Raw genomic sequence first — 19,409 nt, 5'->3', positions numbered from 1 at the left:
CCTCTATAATGCTATTTAAAAACTTGGTGGTGTACTCACCCAAATAATCCTAGCTATTGTTTTTCCTGCGTTAGATATATAATGATTAGCACTAGCTTTAAAATAAAAACTTTCTCCTTTTTTAGCTTTATACTTTTCATTTCCAAAATGAACAAAAATGCTACCATTAATCACATATCCAAATTCTTCACCTTCATGAGGGGAGTCTTCCTTAGTCTTCCCTTCAGGTTTTAATTCTACAAGAATTGGTTCCATTACATTTTTCTGGGCATTAGGTATCACCCAGCTCAATTTATACTTTAAATCTTCATTTTCTGTAATAAATACATCTTCTTTAGTAAATACTATTTGCTCATCATCCATCTCATTAAAAAAATCCTTTAAATTTGTCCCTAATCCATCTAATATATCTACTAAAGTAGCAATGGAAGGTGAAGTTAAATCCCTTTCTACTTGGGAAATAAATCCCTTTGTAAGTTCACATCTATCTGCTAATTCCTCTTGGGTTAAAGAATTTTTTATTCTAAGGCGTCTTATCTTTTCACCAATTTTCACCTTTATCCTCCTATCAATAAATTGACATTATATTAAACTATATGTTTATAATTACTAAACTATTATTTTAACTATACCATTATAAGCACTAATATAATAAAATGTCAATACAAATTAAAAAATATTTTCTTTATACATACTACTACAATTATGACACATTTTAGATAACAGATTATCTTACTTAACTTAATATATAAATTATTTTACTCAATAAAAAACCAGTATTTAACTGGTTAGAAATAATAAAAGCTGGTTTCCCAGCTTTTATTTATAATTATTCACTTGCAACTTCTGCTTTCTCTTTAGATTTTTCTTCTAAATGTTTCTCCCATAATTCATCTGCTACAGGAGCCCATTTTTCAGCTGCAGGTTTAGTCTTTTCAGCTAACTCTCTTGCATCTTCTCTATCTATTGGTTGAGTAGAATAAGCACCTGATGCCTCTACCATCTCTACAATCTTTTCAGGATTATCCAATATAGGACAAGGTCTTAGATGATTCTCATTAAATGGCTGATTCTTTTTATATTGCATAAATAATGGAGATTGTAATGCCTCTATTAAACTTACATCCTTAATATTAACATTAGAATAATGTACAAATGCACAAGGTTCTACATCTCCATTTGCATTAATATGAAGATAATTCCTTCCTCCAGCAATACAACCATTGACATATTCTCCATCATTCCAGAAATCTATTAAAAATATTGGTTTCTTAGATCTTAACTCTCTTATCTGATGGTACATATATTTTCTCTGCTCAGGCGTTACAAGCAAGTCAGTAACAGCATCTTTACCAATTGGCATATAGGTAAAATACCAACCAAACATACATCCTTTATCTACTAAGAAATCCACATATTCTTCATCAACCACTGATTCTGTATTATATCTATGATAACAAGTTGAAAAACCAAATATTACTCCTTCTTTTTTCAATAGATCCATTGCTTCCATAACCTTATTATAAGTACCTTTTCCTCTTCTCATATCAGTATCTTCTTCATAACCTTCTACACTAATAGCCAATCCAAAATTGCCTAATTCACCTAGTTTTTTAGCAAATTCTTCATCTACTAAGGTAGCATTGGTAAATGCTAAGAAAGAACAATCACTATGTTCCTCTGCTAACCTTATCAAATCATCTTTTCTTACTAATGGCTCACCACCAGAATATATATACATATAAATTCCCAGTTCTTTTCCTTCTCTTATAATCCTGTCTAAAAGATCATAACTTAATGAATCCGTTTTATCGTATTCTGCTGCCCAGCATCCAGTACATTTTAAATTACAAGCACTAGTCGGATCCATAAGTATTGCCCATGGTATATTACAATTATATTTTTTCTTTGCTTTATCTTGAAGAGGTATACCAACTATACCAGAATTTACCATGTAGTTTATTAAAAACTTTTTCCTTGATGCAGGGGATAACTCATCAAAATACCTTTCCATAAGTTTATACCAGTTGCTATCTGGATTTGCTACTATATCCCTAAACGTTTGAAGATATTTCTTATGATTCTCCCTTGTAATAAGTTTATCTGCCCAATCTAATAATTTAGGCATATTTTTCATTGGATCCTTTTCAATATATTTTAACCCCTCATTTATCACTGCAGTGCTAACTAATTGTTTTACACTCGCCATTATAACTCCCCCCTTATTTTAAATTTTTAAACCATCAATTAATAGATTTAAAAACTCAACTTTAACTTTTGAATCACCTTTATTAGAAATCTTTTTAAGTGTAAAGGTTTCAATAAATGTATAGATAGTTTCTGCAAAACTTTTACTATCTACTGGTTTAATTTCTTTTTTTTCAATAGCTCCTTTAATTAAGTCTTCAATAGTATTTTTTAATTTCTGGATATCGTCCTTTATTTTTTCTAATACTTCATTTGTTCCTCTATTTATTATAAGTAATGTCTCTAAAAGCAATATAAATGTGTTATTATCCTCCTGTCCTTCTGTTAATTGATGTATTACTTGTTTTAACTTTTCTGTAAAAGATAATTCTTCATTGGTTACTATTACTTCAACCTGTGTTTGTATTTCTTCTAAAGTACTTCCTACAGTATGATAAAATATTTCATCTTTATTTTTAAAATACTGATATATAGTTGTTCTACCCATTCCACATTTCTTTGATATATGAGAAAGGCTAGTATCATGGTACCCACGCTTTGCAAACACTATTTTAGCTTTTTCAATTATTTCCTGCTTTTTTTTATCATAATCTACAATTTTAGGCAATTTATTACTATCCTCCTTTCAATATGATGAAAATTGCCTTTATTATATTTTATACTTATTCGACAGGTATGTCAATATAAAATATCATTTTTTCCCATTTAATACTTTATAAAATATCATATATTTTCATGGTTTTTAAAGCATTTTCAATTAATCTTTCTATATCTATATTTCCCTCTGATTTTTCTATATTCTCTAATTTAGGTCTAGTTACAGGATGTTTAGGTAAAAATAAAGTACAACAATCTTCATAAGGTAATATAGAAGTTTCATATGTTTCTATTTCCTTTGCTAAATCTATTATATCTACCTTATCAAATCCAATTAAAGGTCTTAATATAGGAATATTTACCACTGCATTAATAACAGATATGCCTTCTATGGTTTGGGATGCAACTTGCCCTAAGTTTTCTCCTGTAATAAGGGCATTAATATGATTTTTATTTGCTATTCTTTCAGATATTCTCATCATAAATCTCCTAGATAGGATAGTCATCTCATCTTCAGGGCATTTAGAATTTAACTCCTTTTGTATCTCCAATATATTTACACTATAAAACTTTATTGGACCAGTATATAAACTTAATATTTTAGCCAATTTTTTAACTTTTTCCTCTGCCCTTTCACTAGTAAAAGGATAGCTATGAAAATGGACAACACTTATTTTAACCCCACGTTTTGCCATCATAAATCCAGCTACTGGGCTGTCAATCCCACCTGATAGTAAAAGTAATCCATGACCATTAGTACCAACCGGTAGTCCTCCATAACCTCTTATTTTGTCTATATACACATAACAATTTTCTTTTATGTCTATATATAAATATATATCAGGATTATGAACATCTACTTTTAAATCATCATACTCTTTTAATATTACAGCTCCTATCTCTTTTGATACATCTGGAGATTTAATTGGAAAACTTTTATCTATCCTCTTAGTAACTACTTTAAAAGTTTTTATATTTTCATTGGATAATTTTTCCCCTATCATCTGTATAGAAGCTTCTTCAATTTTTCCCATGTTCTTATCTATTCTAATACAAGGACTTATATAAACCAGTCCAAATATTTTCTTTAATCTATAAATTATCATATCAAAATCTTTTTCCTGTGCTTCAATATAAAATTTTCCTTGTTCTTTATATATCCTTTCATAACCTATATCCTTTAAATTTTCTTTAATTCTTGATATAAGTTCATCCTCAAAATATTTTCTATTTAATCCTTTTAATGCGATCTCTCCTAAGCTAACACTTATTACTTTATCCACCTACAATCACCTCATAGTTATTTGTCGTATTTCTTCTACTGAATTTTTTAATACATCCACAGTATAATCAATATCCTCTATTGTATTTTCATAGGAAAAGCAGAATCTAATAGCTCCATCAATATCTAAAGAAGATAGCCCCATAGCTTTCAATACATGACTTTTCTCAGTCCCCTTTGAAGAACATGCAGAACCAGTAGATACGTATATTTCTTTATCCTCTAAATAATGTAGTAGCACTTCACCTTTAACATATTTAAAAGATACATTTAATATATATGGAGAACATTTCTCACTCATAGGACTATTTATTTTAATAAGCTCAATATTCTCTCTCAATCTTTTTATGAAATAATTTTTTATTCTTTTTACTTTTTCTCTTTCTTTTTCATAATTTTTCTCTATAATTTCAACTGCTTTACCTAAGCCAACTATACCAGGAACATTTTCCGTACCAGAACGAAGACCTCTTTCTTGATTGCCTCCAAATATTATTGGATTTAATTTTATTTTTTTATCTACAAATAGTCCTCCAATTCCTTTAGGTCCATATATTTTATGTCCACTAAATGAAAAAGTATCTATTCCCCATCCTTTTATATTTACAGGTACTTTCCCAAAAGCTTGAATCCCATCTACATGTAACAGGGCTTTAGACTTTTCTTTTCGTAAAATATCCTTTATTTTATCAATTGGTTGTATACTTCCTACTTCATTATTTACTAACATTATACAAACTAAAATAGTATCATCTCTAATACTATCTCTAAATTGCTCTAAAGAAATTAATCCATTGCTATCTACATCCAAATAAGTAATTTCATATCCTTTTTGTTCATAATATTCTAAAACATTTAATACTGATGGATGTTCTATTTTACTAGTTATTATATGCTTACCTTTCTTATGACATTTATCTATTATACTTTGAATAGCAAGATTATTGCTTTCCGTGCCTCCAGAAGTGAAATATATTTCATCACTACTAACATTTAAAAATCTTCCAATGTTTTCTCTAACTTCTTCTATCTTTTTTTCTGCATTAAAACCTTTTCTATGAAGAGATGAGGGATTCCCATATTCTTCCCTTAACACGTGTAACATTTCTTCAATTACTTCTTCTCTAGGTTTTGTCGTGGCACAATTATCTAAATATACTTCCAAAATATCACCTCATCTAATTTTAATATCCTAATTCTTCATCAATTAAATAAATTCGAATATCTCCTCCTGTTGGATTTTTATGAATTATTACCTCTACTCTACATATTCTATCAGGCGAATTACAATTATTACATTTTCCCGTAAATTTACAGGGCGTATTAATATCTAATCTGCAAGCATTTTTAGGTGCTGCTACGTTCTTAACCCTTTCTATAGCTTCATCATAATCTTTACATATTTTATTCCTACCAGCTATTATATATACTCTTTCATGTCCATAAAACATAGAAGAAACTCTATTGCCAACTCCATCTATGTTTACCAATTTCCCATCCAAGGTTAAAGCATTAGTACTAGATATATAAATTTGACTGTTTTTAGCTAATTCTAACTCTTTATCCTTATCTTTTGCTTTCCAATGCCAAAATATTTTATTACCTCGTTTTTTAAAATCCTCATATAGACCCATGTCAAATAATGTCATTGAACCACCAAAAGCTATAGTTTTATTAATTTCAATTTCATTTAAAAGATCTTTTTTCATTTCATCTATACTTTCAAATATCTTTACTTTAAATTCGTTCTTTTCCAAATTTGATTTTGCTAATAAAAGATTTCTATCCATAGTGGACCCTCCAATAACCTATTAGTTATAAGTATTATTATATAAGATATTTACATAATATTAAAGGAAAAAGATATATAAAAAATTATTTTAAATTTTTTTAAAAAAACCCTTGCAAACTCTGTCGTAATTTGCTATAATTTGTACGTGGTTATCCCCCTGGTAACCTCAGATAAGATCTCTATTCCCAATACCCCTTTTGAACGGTTTATTTACATCCACTATGGATGGGGGCTCCTTTTGGAGCCTTTTTTCATTTTTTGTATATTCCATTCATCAATTTATAAAAACATAAATATTATAATATGTTTCAATATAAATAGATAGGTGCATGCACCTATCTATTTATATCCTTTAAGTAAAAACCTCTAGTTCTTCTTATCAAAAATTCTTCTATTTGATTTACTTTATCTTTTAATAGTCTTAATTCCTTAACACCGTCTTGTTGTAATGAAATATCTATATTTTTTTCTAATAAATCCAATCTATCATATATTTCTTGAATCTCCTTCTTTATCTCTTTACAAGAATTCAAAATATCAGAGGATGAAATCTTTTTTTTTAATGGAACTTCAATAGCATCCTCAATATTTCCAAATCCTATAAATTCAACATGTGGCTTTATGCTACCAAAAGAATAATTTAATAAATCTTCATTATAAGAAGATTTATCTATATATTTATATCTAACAATCTTTTTTTGTCTTGAATCTTCCCATAGATAAATTGGACTCCAGGTAGTACCATTGTCTTTACTATATCTACTCATTATATTTTCATATTCAAGCCACACCGCCCAAAGCTTATCTTCATAATATACTAAAGTTGGATACATAATACCTTCTTCATTAGATAATATCTCACTTATATCCTTTATTATTTTGTCATTAATAATAAATCTTTCATATTTTACTACTAAATTTTCATCATATTGACAATATACTATATGTAATTTATTATCCTTTAAAAGCATATCTAAATATAATAATCCTTGATTACTATCAACAATCTTTAACTTCTTTCCCCATTTTTTATTGATAATATTAAAAAAATTTAAATATACATTATTATTCTCTTGTTTATCATGATAGGCTATTATCAATCCTTTGTCACATTCCACTATTTTAAAAGGGTTTAAAACCGCCCCTGAATTTATTTCGTCTACTATATTTGTGTTCCAACAATTACCATTATAATAATGATGATATATTCTATAGATATTGCTATTTTTTGTCAGAGAAATGCAATAAAATATATGCATACTATCATCTTTTACAATTATATTTAAGTTATATGTTTCTGGTATAGCTTCTTTAGTTAATTTTATATTTTCAATTTGATCCTCTTTTAATACTGTTAAAATTAAATTAAATGACATATCCTGATATAAAACAAATATAGTATTTTCTTTATCAATCGAAACATCAAAATCCATATGTACTTTTTCACCAACTATACTCTCTTCATCTAAGTTTCCAGTATTATAAAAAGTATATTTAATTATATTTTGATTTATTAATCTAAACATAATTATTTTGCTTTCAATATCCTTTATTATCACAATTTTATCATTATAAAACATTTTATTTCACCACCTATTTATACTTCTTTTAAATGATATTAATATGTATCACAAATTATTCCTATTCATATATGTAACAACTGCAAAGGTAAAAGAATATATTATGAATGAGACATAAATTTAATACTGTTTATTGGAAGGAGGAAAAATATGAACTGTTCAAATATTAAACCTGAAAGTATTAGTTTAGGAGTAACAGATAGATGTTGTGTGGGAAATGCTGGATGTGAATGGGATGGCACATTGAGAAATGTTAAAGTAGAACCAATATTCGTTCAAAAAGTATTTGATGCTACTTTAGTTAACTTACAAGCATTGAGCACTGTAAATAATGTAAGGTTTACACCTAAGTTAGGTAGAAATGCTAGAATTATAAAAATATCAAACATCAGATGTAAAAAATTTTTTAATCCAGAAAATATAAATGATCCTCGCAATCTATTAGTAGAGCCTGAAACCATGTTATCTGGAGGACGATTTGTAAAAGATGGAAAAGGTAGCCCTATAGAAGTAGTAGGACCAAATGGATTTAGATCTGAAAAAATAATATTTGCTGATACTTCTGAATGTGATAAAGAAGGAAAAGGGACACCAGTTTTTGGTACTCAAAAAGTAAGAATTAGTGGTAATGTTATAGTAGAAATTGATGCTATAATTCAAACTTCTGGTTCTAGAAGAAGAACTATAACTTTAACTGCTAATGTTCCAATTACTCCAGTGGAATTAACTAATTTCTTTGAATTGTGTATACCTTCAATATATAATTCAGCATTCTTCCCAAGATTTGCTGAATTCTGTAATATACTATGTGAAACTAGATTAGCAACAAATAGTATCTCAAGAGATATAAATATTAATCCAGAAACAGGTGAAATTAGCATAGATCTAATAATTGCAATATGTATATCTTGTGAAAAGAAAATTATAGTACCAGTTCAAATTTGTGTTTTATCTACTGGATACCCAGAATTATCTCCAGAAATTTCCCCTATATGTACTACTTTCCCATCTCTATTTCCTAAACAAATAGATGAAGATAGCATAGAGCCAAGACCACCATGTAAACCAAAGTTCTCCTTAGATGCAGATGATTTTATAGAAGATACAGAAGACATTGATTTTAAAACTTTCGATTAGTACAAAAAATTAATAGAATGATGCTCCAATTGGAGCATCATTCTATTATATCCACTATAAATACATCTTGAGATTCTAAAAAATTTATATATTCATCTCCTGATTTAACTATAGTTCTAGTTGGTCTTTGAGGATGGACATATATAATTTCTCCCTCTTTCCCATTACTCAATAACACTTTGCATCCAACATAAAATTCAGATACTTTATTTAAAAATAACTGAGTAATTTTAGGATCTAAAATACCAAAGCTTTGTTCTTCTAATACTTCTGCAGCATAAAAAGGTGATATCTTTTTTTTATAATATCTATCTGATGTCAACGCATCATAAACATCGCAAACAGCAATAATTTTCGCATATTCATGAATTTTATCCCCTTTTAATCCATAAGGATAACCGCTACCGTCTTCTCTTTCATGATGCTGAAGAACATCAACCAATATATTTTTACTTATACCCACTGTATCTAAAAGTATATTATAACTATATATTGGATGTTTCATCATAATTTCTTGTTCCTCATTTGTTAATTTCCCTGGTTTATGCAATATATCATCTGATATTTTAAGCTTTCCAATATCATGAAATAAACCAGTTAATGCTATTTGTTTTATCTGTTTATCTGTGTAATTAAGCCATTTAGCAATCATTGTAGCTAACATAGAAACATTTAAACTATGATTAAATGTATAATCATCCTTTTCTTCTAACTGTCTTAGTCTTCCTAGTATATTATTATTTTGAATTATTTCTACAATTAATTCATCCAGTTCATCATTTATTTCACTCAGTATTATTTTTTTCCCTAGTTTAACATCTGAAAATACTTTTTCTACTTTATCTGAAAAAATCTCATATCTAATAATTAAATTATTTTGTCTTATATCCTCTGAATCTTCTTCTGGGTCATATATAAAAACATATTTTACCCCTTGATTTCGGATCTTTCTAATAATTTTTTTATTTAATACTGTACCTTTTGAAGCTAAAATAGCTCCACTTTTTAAACTACCTACATCCTTAGACAATACCATTCCTGGCTTTAACTCATTAGTATAAACTTTAACCATTTAATACCCCCTTAATTAAACCTTTTAACCCTATCAATAACTTTGGATGCAAAATAAGCAACTACTAATGCTACAGTTAATCTAGTAAAAAAAAGTAACCATAAATTAGCTCCTACTGCAACAAATATAAAAGTATCTTCAAATATAGCATGACAAGCAACAAGAAATATTATAATTATGTATAAATCCTTCTTCTTTAAATTCTCTTCTTCTATACTTTCTATTATAATTCCTGCTCCATATATTAAACCAAAAACCATACCAATCATAAGTGGAAAAACTGACTCATTAGATATATCGAATAATTTTGCTATAGGCTTTAGCTTTTTTGAGATTTTTTCTAATATTTTTGCATCTTTTAATATTTCCATCACTATCATAAGGGGAATTATTATCTTTGCCATAGATAAAACTGAATCAATGCTACCTATTGTACTCTCTTTTAAATAAGAACTAAAATTCATATATATACCTCCTACAGTATCAAGTTAAAAATAATTCCGGATAATATAGCTAATATTATCCTTATAAATATTATTAATGCTAAGTTAACGCTAGTTTTTTTTACAATTGCAGATTCCAACAACAAACTATGAGAAAAAGATAACATAATAGCTAATATGGTAGCTTGTCTAGCAGATAAGCTTATACTTGCCATAGCTCCTATTGCTGCATATAAATTGATAAAATTACCCAATACTAAAGGTACAGCTGCTTCACCTGGAAGTCCTAACAATTTCATTCCTGGTTCAAAAAAATTAGATATAATATTTAATAATGGAGTGTACCCTAAAAAAGTAACAAAAAAATAAACTGGGACTACTACTTTTGATAATTCCCATAAAGTGGATATGCCTTTTTTAAAACCATTTAGTATACTTTCTTTATACAATTGTCTCCCCCTCAATTACATTAATATAAAAATATTATAACATAGAAAAACCTTAAGTGTATATACTTAAGGTTATGCCAATTTTGAATCCTTACTTTCTAAAGAATTAGACCACTTTCCACATTTATCGCCATATCTAGCTAAAATTCTTCCATCTTCTCTTATTTCAATTACCTCACATACATTAGAACAGCCTTCACATTCAAATCCATTTACATTATAATTTGATTTATGAATTGAAATCCCTTTGAATTTTGTATAACCTGTCTTTTTCACTTCTTCTTTAGCAAGAATTGCTACTCCAATAGCACCCATTACATCATAATTATCCGGTATATAAATCTTTTCTCCAAAAATTTCTTCAAATGCCTTTATAATACCAACATTTGCTGCTACACCACCTTGAAATAAAATAGGCGAAAGTATCTCTTTTCCCTTTCCAACATTGTTTAAATAGTTCCTTACCAAAGCTTCACATAACCCTTTAGCTATATCCGCTTGATTATGCCCTAATTGTTGCTTGTGTATCATATCTGACTCAGCAAATACAGCACATCTACCAGCAATTCTTACAGAATTATTAGATTGTAAAGCTAAGTCTCCAAACTCACTAATATCTATACCTAATCTTATAGCTTGCCTATCTAAAAAAGAGCCAGTACCTGCTGCACATACAGTATTCATAGCAAAATCTGTAACTATCTTATCTCTTAAAATTATTATTTTTGAATCCTGTCCTCCAATTTCAATTATTGTTTTTACATCAGGTAGAAAATCTAATCCCGCTACAGCATGAGCTGTGATTTCATTCTTAACCACATCTGCACCTACAATTATACTAGCTAAATTTCTTCCACTCCCTGTAACTCCCACTCCTATTATATCAATATCATCTTTTAATGTCTCAATTTCCCCTATACCATCCTTTAAAACTTCTATTGGTTTCCCTTGAGTCCTCATATATTTTTTATACTGTACATTATTATTTTCATCCATCAATACAATATTGGTGCTAACAGAACCAACATCAATACCCATATAATATTTAGCCAACTGACTTTTCCTCCCTTCTCCTCTTGAGTAAATCTACAAAAGCTTCTAATCTTGTTAGATAACCTGCTTCTCCTGTCATTTCATCCAATATTAATGTCATAATTGGAAAATTTAAATCCTTGCTTACATTGCATAATATGCTTTTAGCAACTATCTCAGGCATACAATTTAAAGGTAATAACTGGATTACTCCATCAAAACCCTTATTAGCATAATATATAGCAGATCCCACTGTTTCTCGACCATGACCTCCTACAAGAGTCTCCAAATATGGTTTAGCAAGTCTATATTTTTCATTTTCTGTTTTTGAACCAAAAGGAAATTTTGCTATATGATGTTCTACCCATGTAGTCGGAGTAAGAGATTTCTCCACTAAAACACCCATATGTCCTAATTTCCTTTCTACTTCTAAATTGACAAAAGGTTCTATTATAGTATATATCTCTCCAATGAGTCCTATTTTTATAGGTTCTTTGCTATTATCTAACTTTATTTTGTTCAAATTATCTATAGTTTTATTCATCAATTCAATTGTTTCTTCCCCTCCATATACTTTTTCTATTTGTCTATAATAGCTATTAATAATTAAATCCACTTGATAGCTATCTACAGCATAAGCTCTAACTTTATTGGATAATTGTGTTATATAATCAGCAGTTTTTATTATTTGCCAACTCAATTTACCTGCTCTTATTAACTCCCCTATACTTTCTACCTTAAAAACCTTTACTATATTATCCTTTATAGGTTTTATACCTTCATATATAGGATCAAATACTATAAAATCCACATTATAACCCATATCTTCTAATATATGTTTCTCTAATGTAGAATAAAATCCAAATCGACATGGCCCACAACTTCCTACCAATAATACAGTATCTGCTCCTTTTTCAATGCTTTCTATAAAATTACCTGTCATTATTTTTAATGGTAAACATATAGTTTCTGGAGAATACTTTGTGCCTATTTCCAAAGTCTTTCTACTACATATAGGAGGGGGTACCACCTCTTGTCCTAATTCTTCAAAAAAGGCTTTGGTAGCTATATACACATTACCCATATGTGGAAATGTTATCTTCATGATTATCCCTCCATTTTAACATATCAACAAAAGCCTCTATTCTTGTATTTATTCCAGCTTCACCTGTTTGTTCATCTATAGTCAATAAAGTAAATGGTACTTTATATTGCCTTGCTTTTCTTTCTACTAAATCCATAAGAACTGAATCTAACCCACACCCAAAAGCTGATATATATATGATCCCATCTATCATTCCTTTTTCTATTAAATAAAAAGCACTTCCTACTATTCTCTGCCCATGCGTCCAAAACATTCGTTTTGATAACTGAGTTGCGTATTGCCTTGCAATTTCTTCTTTTATCATCTCAGCAGTAATTAACCCTATACCATTTCTTTTTAGCTTATTAGCTATATTCATATTTATATAATCATCATATATATTATAAGAATGACCCAATAATAATATATTCATTTCATGATTTTCACTAAAAGTATTTGGTCTCATATTTAAACTATCAAATTCTATGGCATTTAAAGAAACAATCCCTTGATCTAATAGCTCATTATATTCTACAAATTCTTTAAAAGCTTTATCATAGGCTTTTAATATCTTATAATTACTATTTATAAAATATTTACCTGTATATAATATGGATTTTTTTAAACTTTTATTTGATTTTCTCAAATTTATTACAGGAGTAATAATCTCTGGTAATCCTTCTATGCTATGTTTTATCATGTCTGGTAAACCTAAATGTTTTGGGCAACAATACTCCATCTTATATAAACTTATAAATTTAGGTATAAATAAATAATCTACTTTGTCTTTTAAATACTCTACATGTCCATGAAACACCTTTACAGGTAAACAAGCTTCATCAACACAGTTAAATATACCAGCATCCAAAATTTCCTTATTAGTTTTTGTTGAAACAATCACCTCTACATCTAAATTATTAAAAAATTTCTTCCATAAAAAATAATAATCATAATAAAACATACCTCTAGGTATGCCTACTGTTTTATGCACAATATCCCTCCATTCTACATTAATCTATTATTGCCAATAAGAATGAGAAATATTATATAAATATACAAAATAAAAAAGGGCTAAAATCATTGCCCTTCTTCTCTACTATCTAACCAGTTATTTAATATCTCTATTATAAATAATATTTCCTCTTTGCTAACTACTCTCTCATCTAATGAATATGCTATATAGGATATAAATTCATCTATATCTTTAAATGGTAGTTCCATTGCAGATAACAGTCTTCTCATTCTAAGTTTTCTCTCAATATTGTCCATTGTAGATATGCTTCTATTTATATATTGAATTAAACTATCTATTAATTGTTTTAAATAATATTCTTTTATAATTTCTACATCTTCAGGAAATAATTTCTCATATTCAACTAAACTTGTATCATTATAAAAAGTAAGTACTTTATTAGTAAATAATAATTTTTTATTTAATTCTTCATCTAAAAAATCTGGTCTTCTTAGTGCTTCATTATTTAAAGTTTCAAAATATTTTACATACTGTACTAAATCCTTTTCTGCATTAATAAAAGCCTTGTCAGTTAACTTTTTCAACCTAGACATACTTTGCTTATCAAAATTTCTCTCTTGTTTTTCCCATATAGAATACAATTTATTTGAATCTATAATATCTAATGTAGATTTACTAATAATTAATAACATAGATATTAATCTATTTATTAACATCCCTAAAGTCATAATAAACATTTCTATCTCTTCAAATTCTAATATTAATTTAAATATTTCATCAAATTGCTCTTCCATTTCATCTATAGATAAAGATTTATAATCAATATTTTTAAATAACTGTATATTGGTAAAATAATCATCAAACATCACCCCATAATCTCCCATTGTAGAACTATCAAAAATCATCTTGTAATATTCAATTTCACTTTCTACCAAATCTGTTGGATATTCCCTTAAATTCCTAGAAAGAGTTTCTTTTATTACATCAAAATACTTATATTTACTCATTCTAAAAGGAAGTATCTCTAATATATCGGAAACAATGTTTATAAATGTAATATGATTATTTATATTATCTGCCAATACTTTTTCGATTTTATTTATTATCAAAGCCAATTCATTTTGGTTTACTAGCATATTATTATATTCTTTTTCTCCAATAGATTTCATCATATAATAATCCATATAATCTTTAATATAAAATAATTCTATTTTATAACCTCGGATACTTTTAAGTAGATTATAAAGTTGCTCTCTCATATCGAGTAAAATATTTATTTCATTTTCTATTTCACATTCATTCATCCTTGTATTTAACTTTTTAAAAGTATTTGTAACATGTTCAAAAATTGTTTTTATTATTTCTTTTTCTTTATTAGAATTTAATTTTTCAAAAAAATTATTTTCTTCAATTAATTGGATTAAATCCATACTTGTATTTATAAAATAGTAATAGGACATTTCGCCTATTTTACATAATTGAAGCTCATTAATATCCAATATTTTATCCTTTAATTCATCATCTTTTAATTCTTTTATATTTTTTTCATCTAGCATATTTTTATCTTTTTTCTCTTCAACCATTGCTTCTCACCTCTCAATAATTTACCAAACTGCAATATGTCCATCCGCTCTTTTTTCCGTTCCACCTATATATGTTTTTACATCTCTCAAAATAATTTGTCCTCTTCCAAAACTACCTACATCTTTAGAATATCGAATATTATGGTCTTTTCTAATTAAAAAATCTGCAATATGTTTTGGAAAATCCTCTTCAACTAATACTTCTTTTTCTTTTATCCATTGCCATCTATATTTATCTAATGCCTCTTGAGGATTTAAATTAAAATCAATCATATTGACTATTGATTGTAGATGCCCCTGAGGTTGCATATATGCTCCCATAACTCCAAAAGGACCTAAAGCCTTACCCTCTTTAGTAATAAATCCAGGAATTATAGTGTGATAAGTTTTTTTATTAGGTGCTAATCGATTATAATCCTTATCATTAAGACTAAAAGTATATCCTCTATTATGAAGGCTTATTCCAGTTTTAGGTACTACTAAACCTGAACCAAATCCCATAAAATTGCTTTGAATATAACTTACCATATTTCCATATTTATCCCCAGTTGCCAAATATACCGTACCTCCACTATTTAATGCACTATACTTTGGCAATATAGCTTTATTTTCTATTAATTTACTTCTACTTAATGCGTAATTATCATCTAATAAATATTTAAGATTATCTCCCATTTCTCTTGTATCTGTAATATAATATAAACCGTCTGCATAAGCTAATTTCATAGCTTCAATCATATAATGATATGATTGCAACGAATCTATATTTATATCAAAATTTTTAAGTATATTTAAAGCTAATAATACCACCATCCCATGAGTATTTGGTGGCAACTCCCATATATCGTAGCCTCTATAATTAACTGATATAGGTCTTACCCATTCTGGTCTATAAGTTTTTAAATCTTTCTTTGTAATAAATCCCCCATATTCTCTTGAAAATTTATCAATTTTATCAGCTATGTCTCCTTCATAAAATGAAAGGCATTTAGATTTAGCTAATTCCTCGAGTGTATAACTTAGTTCCTTTGAACTCCATATCTCTCCTGGTTTTGGTGCTCTTCCTTCTATAGAAAAAGTTTTAAACCATTCATCAAACTCTCTACCTTTTAATTGCTTTTTATAAAGCTTAAATGCTTTATTCCAATTATAAGATACAGTAGGAGATACAGGATATCCTTCTCGAGCATAATGAATTGCGGGTAATAATAAATCCTCAAAAGGTAGTTTCCCAAATCTATTGGACATTTCCCTCCATCCATAAAGCATCCCTGGAATAGTTACAGGTATAAAGCCGTATTTAGGAATAGTATTGTATCCTAAATTCTTTACTTTATCAATACTAATATTACTTGGAGCCCATCCACTAGCATTTAAACCATATAATTCATCTTCATACCATATAATTGCAAAACCGTCTCCTCCTAACCCATTTGAAGTAGGTTCTAAAACAGTTAAACTAGCTGCTGTAGCTATAGCAGCGTCTACTGCATTACCTCCTTTTTTTAATATCCCTAATCCTGCTTCTGCAGCTAAAGGCTGAGTTGTAGAAACCATACCATTTTTTGCAAACATAACATTTCTACGTGAAGGATATTTATGTTCAAAATAATTAAACTTCATATTTCATCTCCCTCTTGTTTGATAATGTTTAAATAATTTTATATAATTTTATTATATCATAATAGTAAACTTAAAGGAGAATCATATATGGAAAAACATGATTATTTAATTAACTCAAAGTTTAACAAGCACAAATACTTTCATGATAAAAATGTGTGCTTTTTAGATATAGAAACCACTGGTCTTAGTAGGAAATTTAACCAAATATATTTAATTGGATTAGTATATTTTAATAATAAAAATAAAAGTTGGTATCTTTCTCAATTCTTTGCTAACAATATTAATGAAGAACACATATTACTAGAACAAGTAAATAAATTTATTTCAAAGTTTAATCTGTTAGTTACTTATAATGGAGATAGTTTTGATATACCTTTTATTAAACATAGATTCAAAATTCATAAAATAAATAATAATATTTCAAGCACAGACAGTTTTGATATATATAGAAAAATAAAAAAATATGACTCTTATCTTCCTTTTGATAATTTAAAACTGAAAACTATTGAAAAAAATTTAAATATTTTTAGAGAAGACAAATATACTGGAAAAGATTGCATAAATTTCTATTATGAATATATTAACACTAAAGATGACACATTAAAGGATAAAATTTTAAAACACAATTTTGATGATTTGTATTATTTATTAGATATTATGCAAATATTTGATGTAATACAAAATATCAAAAATTTTGATATAGAATACAATGATAAATTTATCTCTATAGAAATTGATGAAATAAATTTAACTGGTGATATTATAAATATATATTGTAATATATTAGTTGAAAAACCAGATATAAATTTCATATATTTTGGAGATACTTTTAATATTATACAGAAAGATAAAAACCATATGATTATAAAACTAGAAGTGAATGAAGGATTTATTACTCCTACTAAGAAATGCTTATTTATAAACAAATCAAAACTTCCTCCAAGCATTTATTTAGAAGATATGACTGAATACATGCTTCCAGAAGATGTTTTTATTTTAAAGATAGAAAACAAATATCAGATGAAAAATATTAAAAAATTAATCAAACAATTAATGCTTTATATACTTAATTTTTAATATAAAAAATAAAGACAGTAGACCTTAGCTTCAAAGTCTACTGTCTTTATTTATTGGTGGGCCTTCAGGGACTCGAACCCCGGACCTACCGGTTATGAGCCGGGCGCTCTAACCAACTGAGCTAAAGGCCCTAATTAATGGTGGGCCTGGGTGGACTTGAACCACCGACCTCACGCTTATCAGGCGTGCGCTCTAACCACCTGAGCTACAAGCCCATGTGTTTTTCATATTTAATTTTAATACAACAAACTGGCAGGGGTGGCAGGACTCGAACCCACGACATTCGGTTTTGGAGACCGACGTTCTACCAACTGAACTACACCCCTAAACTATTGGTGGGCCTTCAGGGACTCGAACCCCGGACCTACCGGTTATGAGCCGGGCGCTCTAACCAACTGAGCTAAAGGCCCTAATTTTTATTCAAATGGTGCCCAGAGGCGGAATCGAACCACCGACACGGGGATTTTCAGTCCCCTGCTCTACCGACTGAGCTATCTGGGCTAGTTGGTGGGCCTTCAGGGACTCGAACCCCGGACCTACCGGTTATGAGCCGGGCGCTCTAACCAACTGAGCTAAAGGCCCCCAGTAATTATTGGCGGAGAAGGAGGGATTTGAACCCTCGCGCCCTAATAAAGGACCTACTCCCTTAGCAGGGGAGCCTCTTCAGCCTCTTGAGTACTTCTCCATAAAAGTTGGCGGAGAGGGTGGGATTCGAACCCACGTGGGCCACAAGACCCTAACGGTTTTCAAGACCGCCCCGTTATGACCTCTTCGGTACCTCTCCATTAAAACCTATATATAGACCATATAAAATATTAGCTTTTATCTAAATAATATACAAATACTTATACTAAAGTTGGTGACCCATCGGCGACTCGAACGCCGGACGCCCTGATTAAAAGTCAGGTGCTCTACCGCCTGAGCTAATGGGTCATAAAATGGCTGGGGCGACAGGACTCGAACCTGTGAAATCCTAGAGTCAAAGTCTAGTGCCTTACCGCCTTGGCTACGCCCCAATTATGGTGCACCTAGGAGGATTCGAACCCCCGGCACACGGATTAGAAGTCCGTTGCTCTATCCAACTGAGCTATAGGTGCTTAATATATGGAGCGGGTGAAGGGAATCGAACCCTCGCAACCAGCTTGGAAGGCTGGGGCTCTACCACTGAGCTACACCCGCATCATGGTGGAGGAGACTGGATTCGAACCAGTGAAGGCTAAGCCAACGGATTTACAGTCCGTCCCCTTTGGCCAACTCGGGAACTCCTCCATGTTATTTAATGGAGCTGGTGAGAGGACTTGAACCCCCAACCTACTGATTACAAGTCAGTTGCTCTGCCAATTGAGCTACACCAGCAACATGGCGACCCGGAAGGGACTCGAACCCTCGACCTCCAGCGTGACAGGCTGGCATTCTAACCATCTGAACTACCGGGCCAATAAATAGAGCTACAATCATTATTTTATTTTAAATTATA

17 protein-coding genes and 15 tRNA genes are annotated in these 19,409 nt (G+C 29.3%); 2 read left to right on the top strand and 30 right to left on the bottom strand.

The window, feature by feature from the left end; genetic code table 11:
- Window positions 1-15 precede the first annotated feature (15 nt).
- The 7 genes from KQI16_RS08555 to KQI16_RS08525 form a co-directional block, all read right to left on the bottom strand.
- Window positions 16-555 carry a helix-turn-helix domain-containing protein gene (locus tag KQI16_RS08555; protein WP_216433586.1) on the bottom strand — a complete coding sequence of 180 codons (540 nt, stop codon included), beginning with the start codon at window positions 553-555 and terminating at the stop codon, window positions 16-18.
- Between the two features lie 274 nt (window positions 556-829).
- A complete protein-coding gene (locus KQI16_RS08550; RefSeq protein ID WP_216433584.1) occupies window positions 830-2,209 on the bottom strand; it encodes a radical SAM protein in 1,380 nt (459 codons plus the stop codon).
- Window positions 2,210-2,227: 18 nt separating this feature from the next.
- Entirely contained in the window at window positions 2,228-2,815 is a 588-nt protein-coding gene (locus tag KQI16_RS08545; protein ID WP_216433583.1) for a TetR/AcrR family transcriptional regulator, read from the bottom strand.
- Between the two features lie 106 nt (window positions 2,816-2,921).
- Window positions 2,922-4,088 carry a tRNA uracil 4-sulfurtransferase ThiI gene (thiI, locus tag KQI16_RS08540; protein ID WP_216433581.1) on the bottom strand — a complete coding sequence of 389 codons (1,167 nt, stop codon included), beginning with the start codon at window positions 4,086-4,088 and terminating at the stop codon, window positions 2,922-2,924.
- A gap of 6 nt (window positions 4,089-4,094) precedes the next feature.
- Window positions 4,095-5,252, bottom strand: coding sequence for a cysteine desulfurase family protein (locus tag KQI16_RS08535; RefSeq protein ID WP_216433579.1), 1,158 nt, complete (start codon window positions 5,250-5,252; stop codon window positions 4,095-4,097).
- Window positions 5,253-5,271: 19 nt separating this feature from the next.
- A complete protein-coding gene (locus tag KQI16_RS08530; RefSeq protein ID WP_132025689.1) occupies window positions 5,272-5,877 on the bottom strand; it encodes a lactate utilization protein in 606 nt (201 codons plus the stop codon).
- Window positions 5,878-6,214: 337 nt separating this feature from the next.
- A complete protein-coding gene (locus KQI16_RS08525; RefSeq protein ID WP_216433577.1) occupies window positions 6,215-7,459 on the bottom strand; it encodes a hypothetical protein in 1,245 nt (414 codons plus the stop codon).
- 150 nt (window positions 7,460-7,609) lie between these two features.
- On the opposite strand from KQI16_RS08525, the gene KQI16_RS08520 reads away from it, so the two are divergent.
- Entirely contained in the window at window positions 7,610-8,596 is a 987-nt protein-coding gene (locus KQI16_RS08520; RefSeq protein ID WP_216433575.1) for a hypothetical protein, read from the top strand.
- Window positions 8,597-8,633: 37 nt separating this feature from the next.
- Here the strand turns inward: KQI16_RS08520 and KQI16_RS08515 are convergent, their stop codons facing one another.
- The 8 genes from KQI16_RS08515 to KQI16_RS08480 form a co-directional block, all read right to left on the bottom strand.
- Complete coding sequence (locus tag KQI16_RS08515; protein ID WP_216433574.1) at window positions 8,634-9,668, bottom strand: HD-GYP domain-containing protein; 1,035 nt, start codon at window positions 9,666-9,668, stop codon at window positions 8,634-8,636.
- Window positions 9,669-9,679: 11 nt separating this feature from the next.
- The gene (locus KQI16_RS08510) at window positions 9,680-10,132 is read right to left on the bottom strand and encodes a nucleoside recognition domain-containing protein (protein WP_216433573.1); all 453 of its coding nucleotides are present in this window, start codon (window positions 10,130-10,132) and stop codon (window positions 9,680-9,682) included.
- A gap of 11 nt (window positions 10,133-10,143) precedes the next feature.
- A complete protein-coding gene (locus KQI16_RS08505; RefSeq protein WP_216433571.1) occupies window positions 10,144-10,560 on the bottom strand; it encodes a nucleoside recognition domain-containing protein in 417 nt (138 codons plus the stop codon).
- A gap of 72 nt (window positions 10,561-10,632) precedes the next feature.
- Window positions 10,633-11,598, bottom strand: coding sequence for an acyl-CoA dehydratase activase (locus KQI16_RS08500; protein ID WP_216433683.1), 966 nt, complete (start codon window positions 11,596-11,598; stop codon window positions 10,633-10,635).
- A gap of 7 nt (window positions 11,599-11,605) precedes the next feature.
- Window positions 11,606-12,697, bottom strand: coding sequence for an acyl-CoA dehydratase activase-related protein (locus tag KQI16_RS08495; RefSeq protein ID WP_216433569.1), 1,092 nt, complete (start codon window positions 12,695-12,697; stop codon window positions 11,606-11,608).
- Window positions 12,669-13,667 (bottom strand): acyl-CoA dehydratase activase-related protein, encoded by a 999-nt coding sequence (locus tag KQI16_RS13250; protein WP_216433567.1) that lies wholly within the window; start codon window positions 13,665-13,667, stop codon window positions 12,669-12,671. The genes KQI16_RS08495 and KQI16_RS13250 overlap by 29 nt, the downstream gene beginning before the upstream one ends.
- Before the next feature lie 86 nt (window positions 13,668-13,753).
- Window positions 13,754-15,232 (bottom strand): hypothetical protein, encoded by a 1,479-nt coding sequence (locus tag KQI16_RS08485; RefSeq protein ID WP_216433565.1) that lies wholly within the window; start codon window positions 15,230-15,232, stop codon window positions 13,754-13,756.
- A gap of 21 nt (window positions 15,233-15,253) precedes the next feature.
- The gene (locus KQI16_RS08480; protein ID WP_216433563.1) at window positions 15,254-16,855 is read right to left on the bottom strand and encodes a gamma-glutamyltransferase family protein; all 1,602 of its coding nucleotides are present in this window, start codon (window positions 16,853-16,855) and stop codon (window positions 15,254-15,256) included.
- Window positions 16,856-16,942: 87 nt separating this feature from the next.
- Here KQI16_RS08480 and KQI16_RS08475 point away from each other — a divergent pair, with 87 nt between their 5' ends.
- Window positions 16,943-17,932: a ribonuclease H-like domain-containing protein gene (locus KQI16_RS08475; RefSeq protein WP_216433561.1), complete on the top strand. Its 990-nt coding sequence runs from the start codon at window positions 16,943-16,945 to the stop codon at window positions 17,930-17,932.
- A 54-nt stretch (window positions 17,933-17,986) separates the two neighbouring features.
- Here KQI16_RS08475 and KQI16_RS08470 read toward each other — a convergent pair.
- The 15 genes from KQI16_RS08470 to KQI16_RS08400 form a co-directional block, all read right to left on the bottom strand.
- A tRNA-Ile gene (locus KQI16_RS08470) sits at window positions 17,987-18,063 on the bottom strand.
- Window positions 18,064-18,070: 7 nt separating this feature from the next.
- A tRNA-Ile gene (locus tag KQI16_RS08465) sits at window positions 18,071-18,147 on the bottom strand.
- Window positions 18,148-18,182: 35 nt separating this feature from the next.
- Window positions 18,183-18,258: transfer RNA gene (locus KQI16_RS08460), tRNA-Trp, on the bottom strand.
- Between the two features lie 7 nt (window positions 18,259-18,265).
- Window positions 18,266-18,342, bottom strand: a tRNA-Ile gene (locus KQI16_RS08455).
- 15 nt (window positions 18,343-18,357) lie between these two features.
- Window positions 18,358-18,433, bottom strand: a tRNA-Phe gene (locus tag KQI16_RS08450).
- A 4-nt stretch (window positions 18,434-18,437) separates the two neighbouring features.
- A tRNA-Ile gene (locus tag KQI16_RS08445) sits at window positions 18,438-18,514 on the bottom strand.
- Window positions 18,515-18,525: 11 nt separating this feature from the next.
- A tRNA-Ser gene (locus KQI16_RS08440) sits at window positions 18,526-18,617 on the bottom strand.
- Between the two features lie 8 nt (window positions 18,618-18,625).
- Window positions 18,626-18,716 (bottom strand) — tRNA-Ser (locus tag KQI16_RS08435).
- Between the two features lie 73 nt (window positions 18,717-18,789).
- Window positions 18,790-18,865 (bottom strand) — tRNA-Lys (locus tag KQI16_RS08430).
- Window positions 18,866-18,871: 6 nt separating this feature from the next.
- Window positions 18,872-18,948, bottom strand: a tRNA-Gln gene (locus KQI16_RS08425).
- A gap of 4 nt (window positions 18,949-18,952) precedes the next feature.
- Window positions 18,953-19,029, bottom strand: a tRNA-Arg gene (locus KQI16_RS08420).
- 8 nt (window positions 19,030-19,037) lie between these two features.
- Window positions 19,038-19,111, bottom strand: a tRNA-Gly gene (locus tag KQI16_RS08415).
- Window positions 19,112-19,115: 4 nt separating this feature from the next.
- Window positions 19,116-19,201: transfer RNA gene (locus tag KQI16_RS08410), tRNA-Tyr, on the bottom strand.
- Between the two features lie 11 nt (window positions 19,202-19,212).
- A tRNA-Thr gene (locus KQI16_RS08405) sits at window positions 19,213-19,288 on the bottom strand.
- A 4-nt stretch (window positions 19,289-19,292) separates the two neighbouring features.
- A tRNA-Asp gene (locus KQI16_RS08400) sits at window positions 19,293-19,369 on the bottom strand.
- Window positions 19,370-19,409: the final 40 nt, after the last annotated feature.

The organism is Caproiciproducens sp. MSJ-32 (assembly GCF_018918055.1).
Lineage (GTDB): Bacteria > Bacillota > Clostridia > Clostridiales > Clostridiaceae > Clostridium.
Note: the sequence above shows the minus strand (reverse complement) of the source record. Positions and strands in the feature narration are given on the sequence as shown.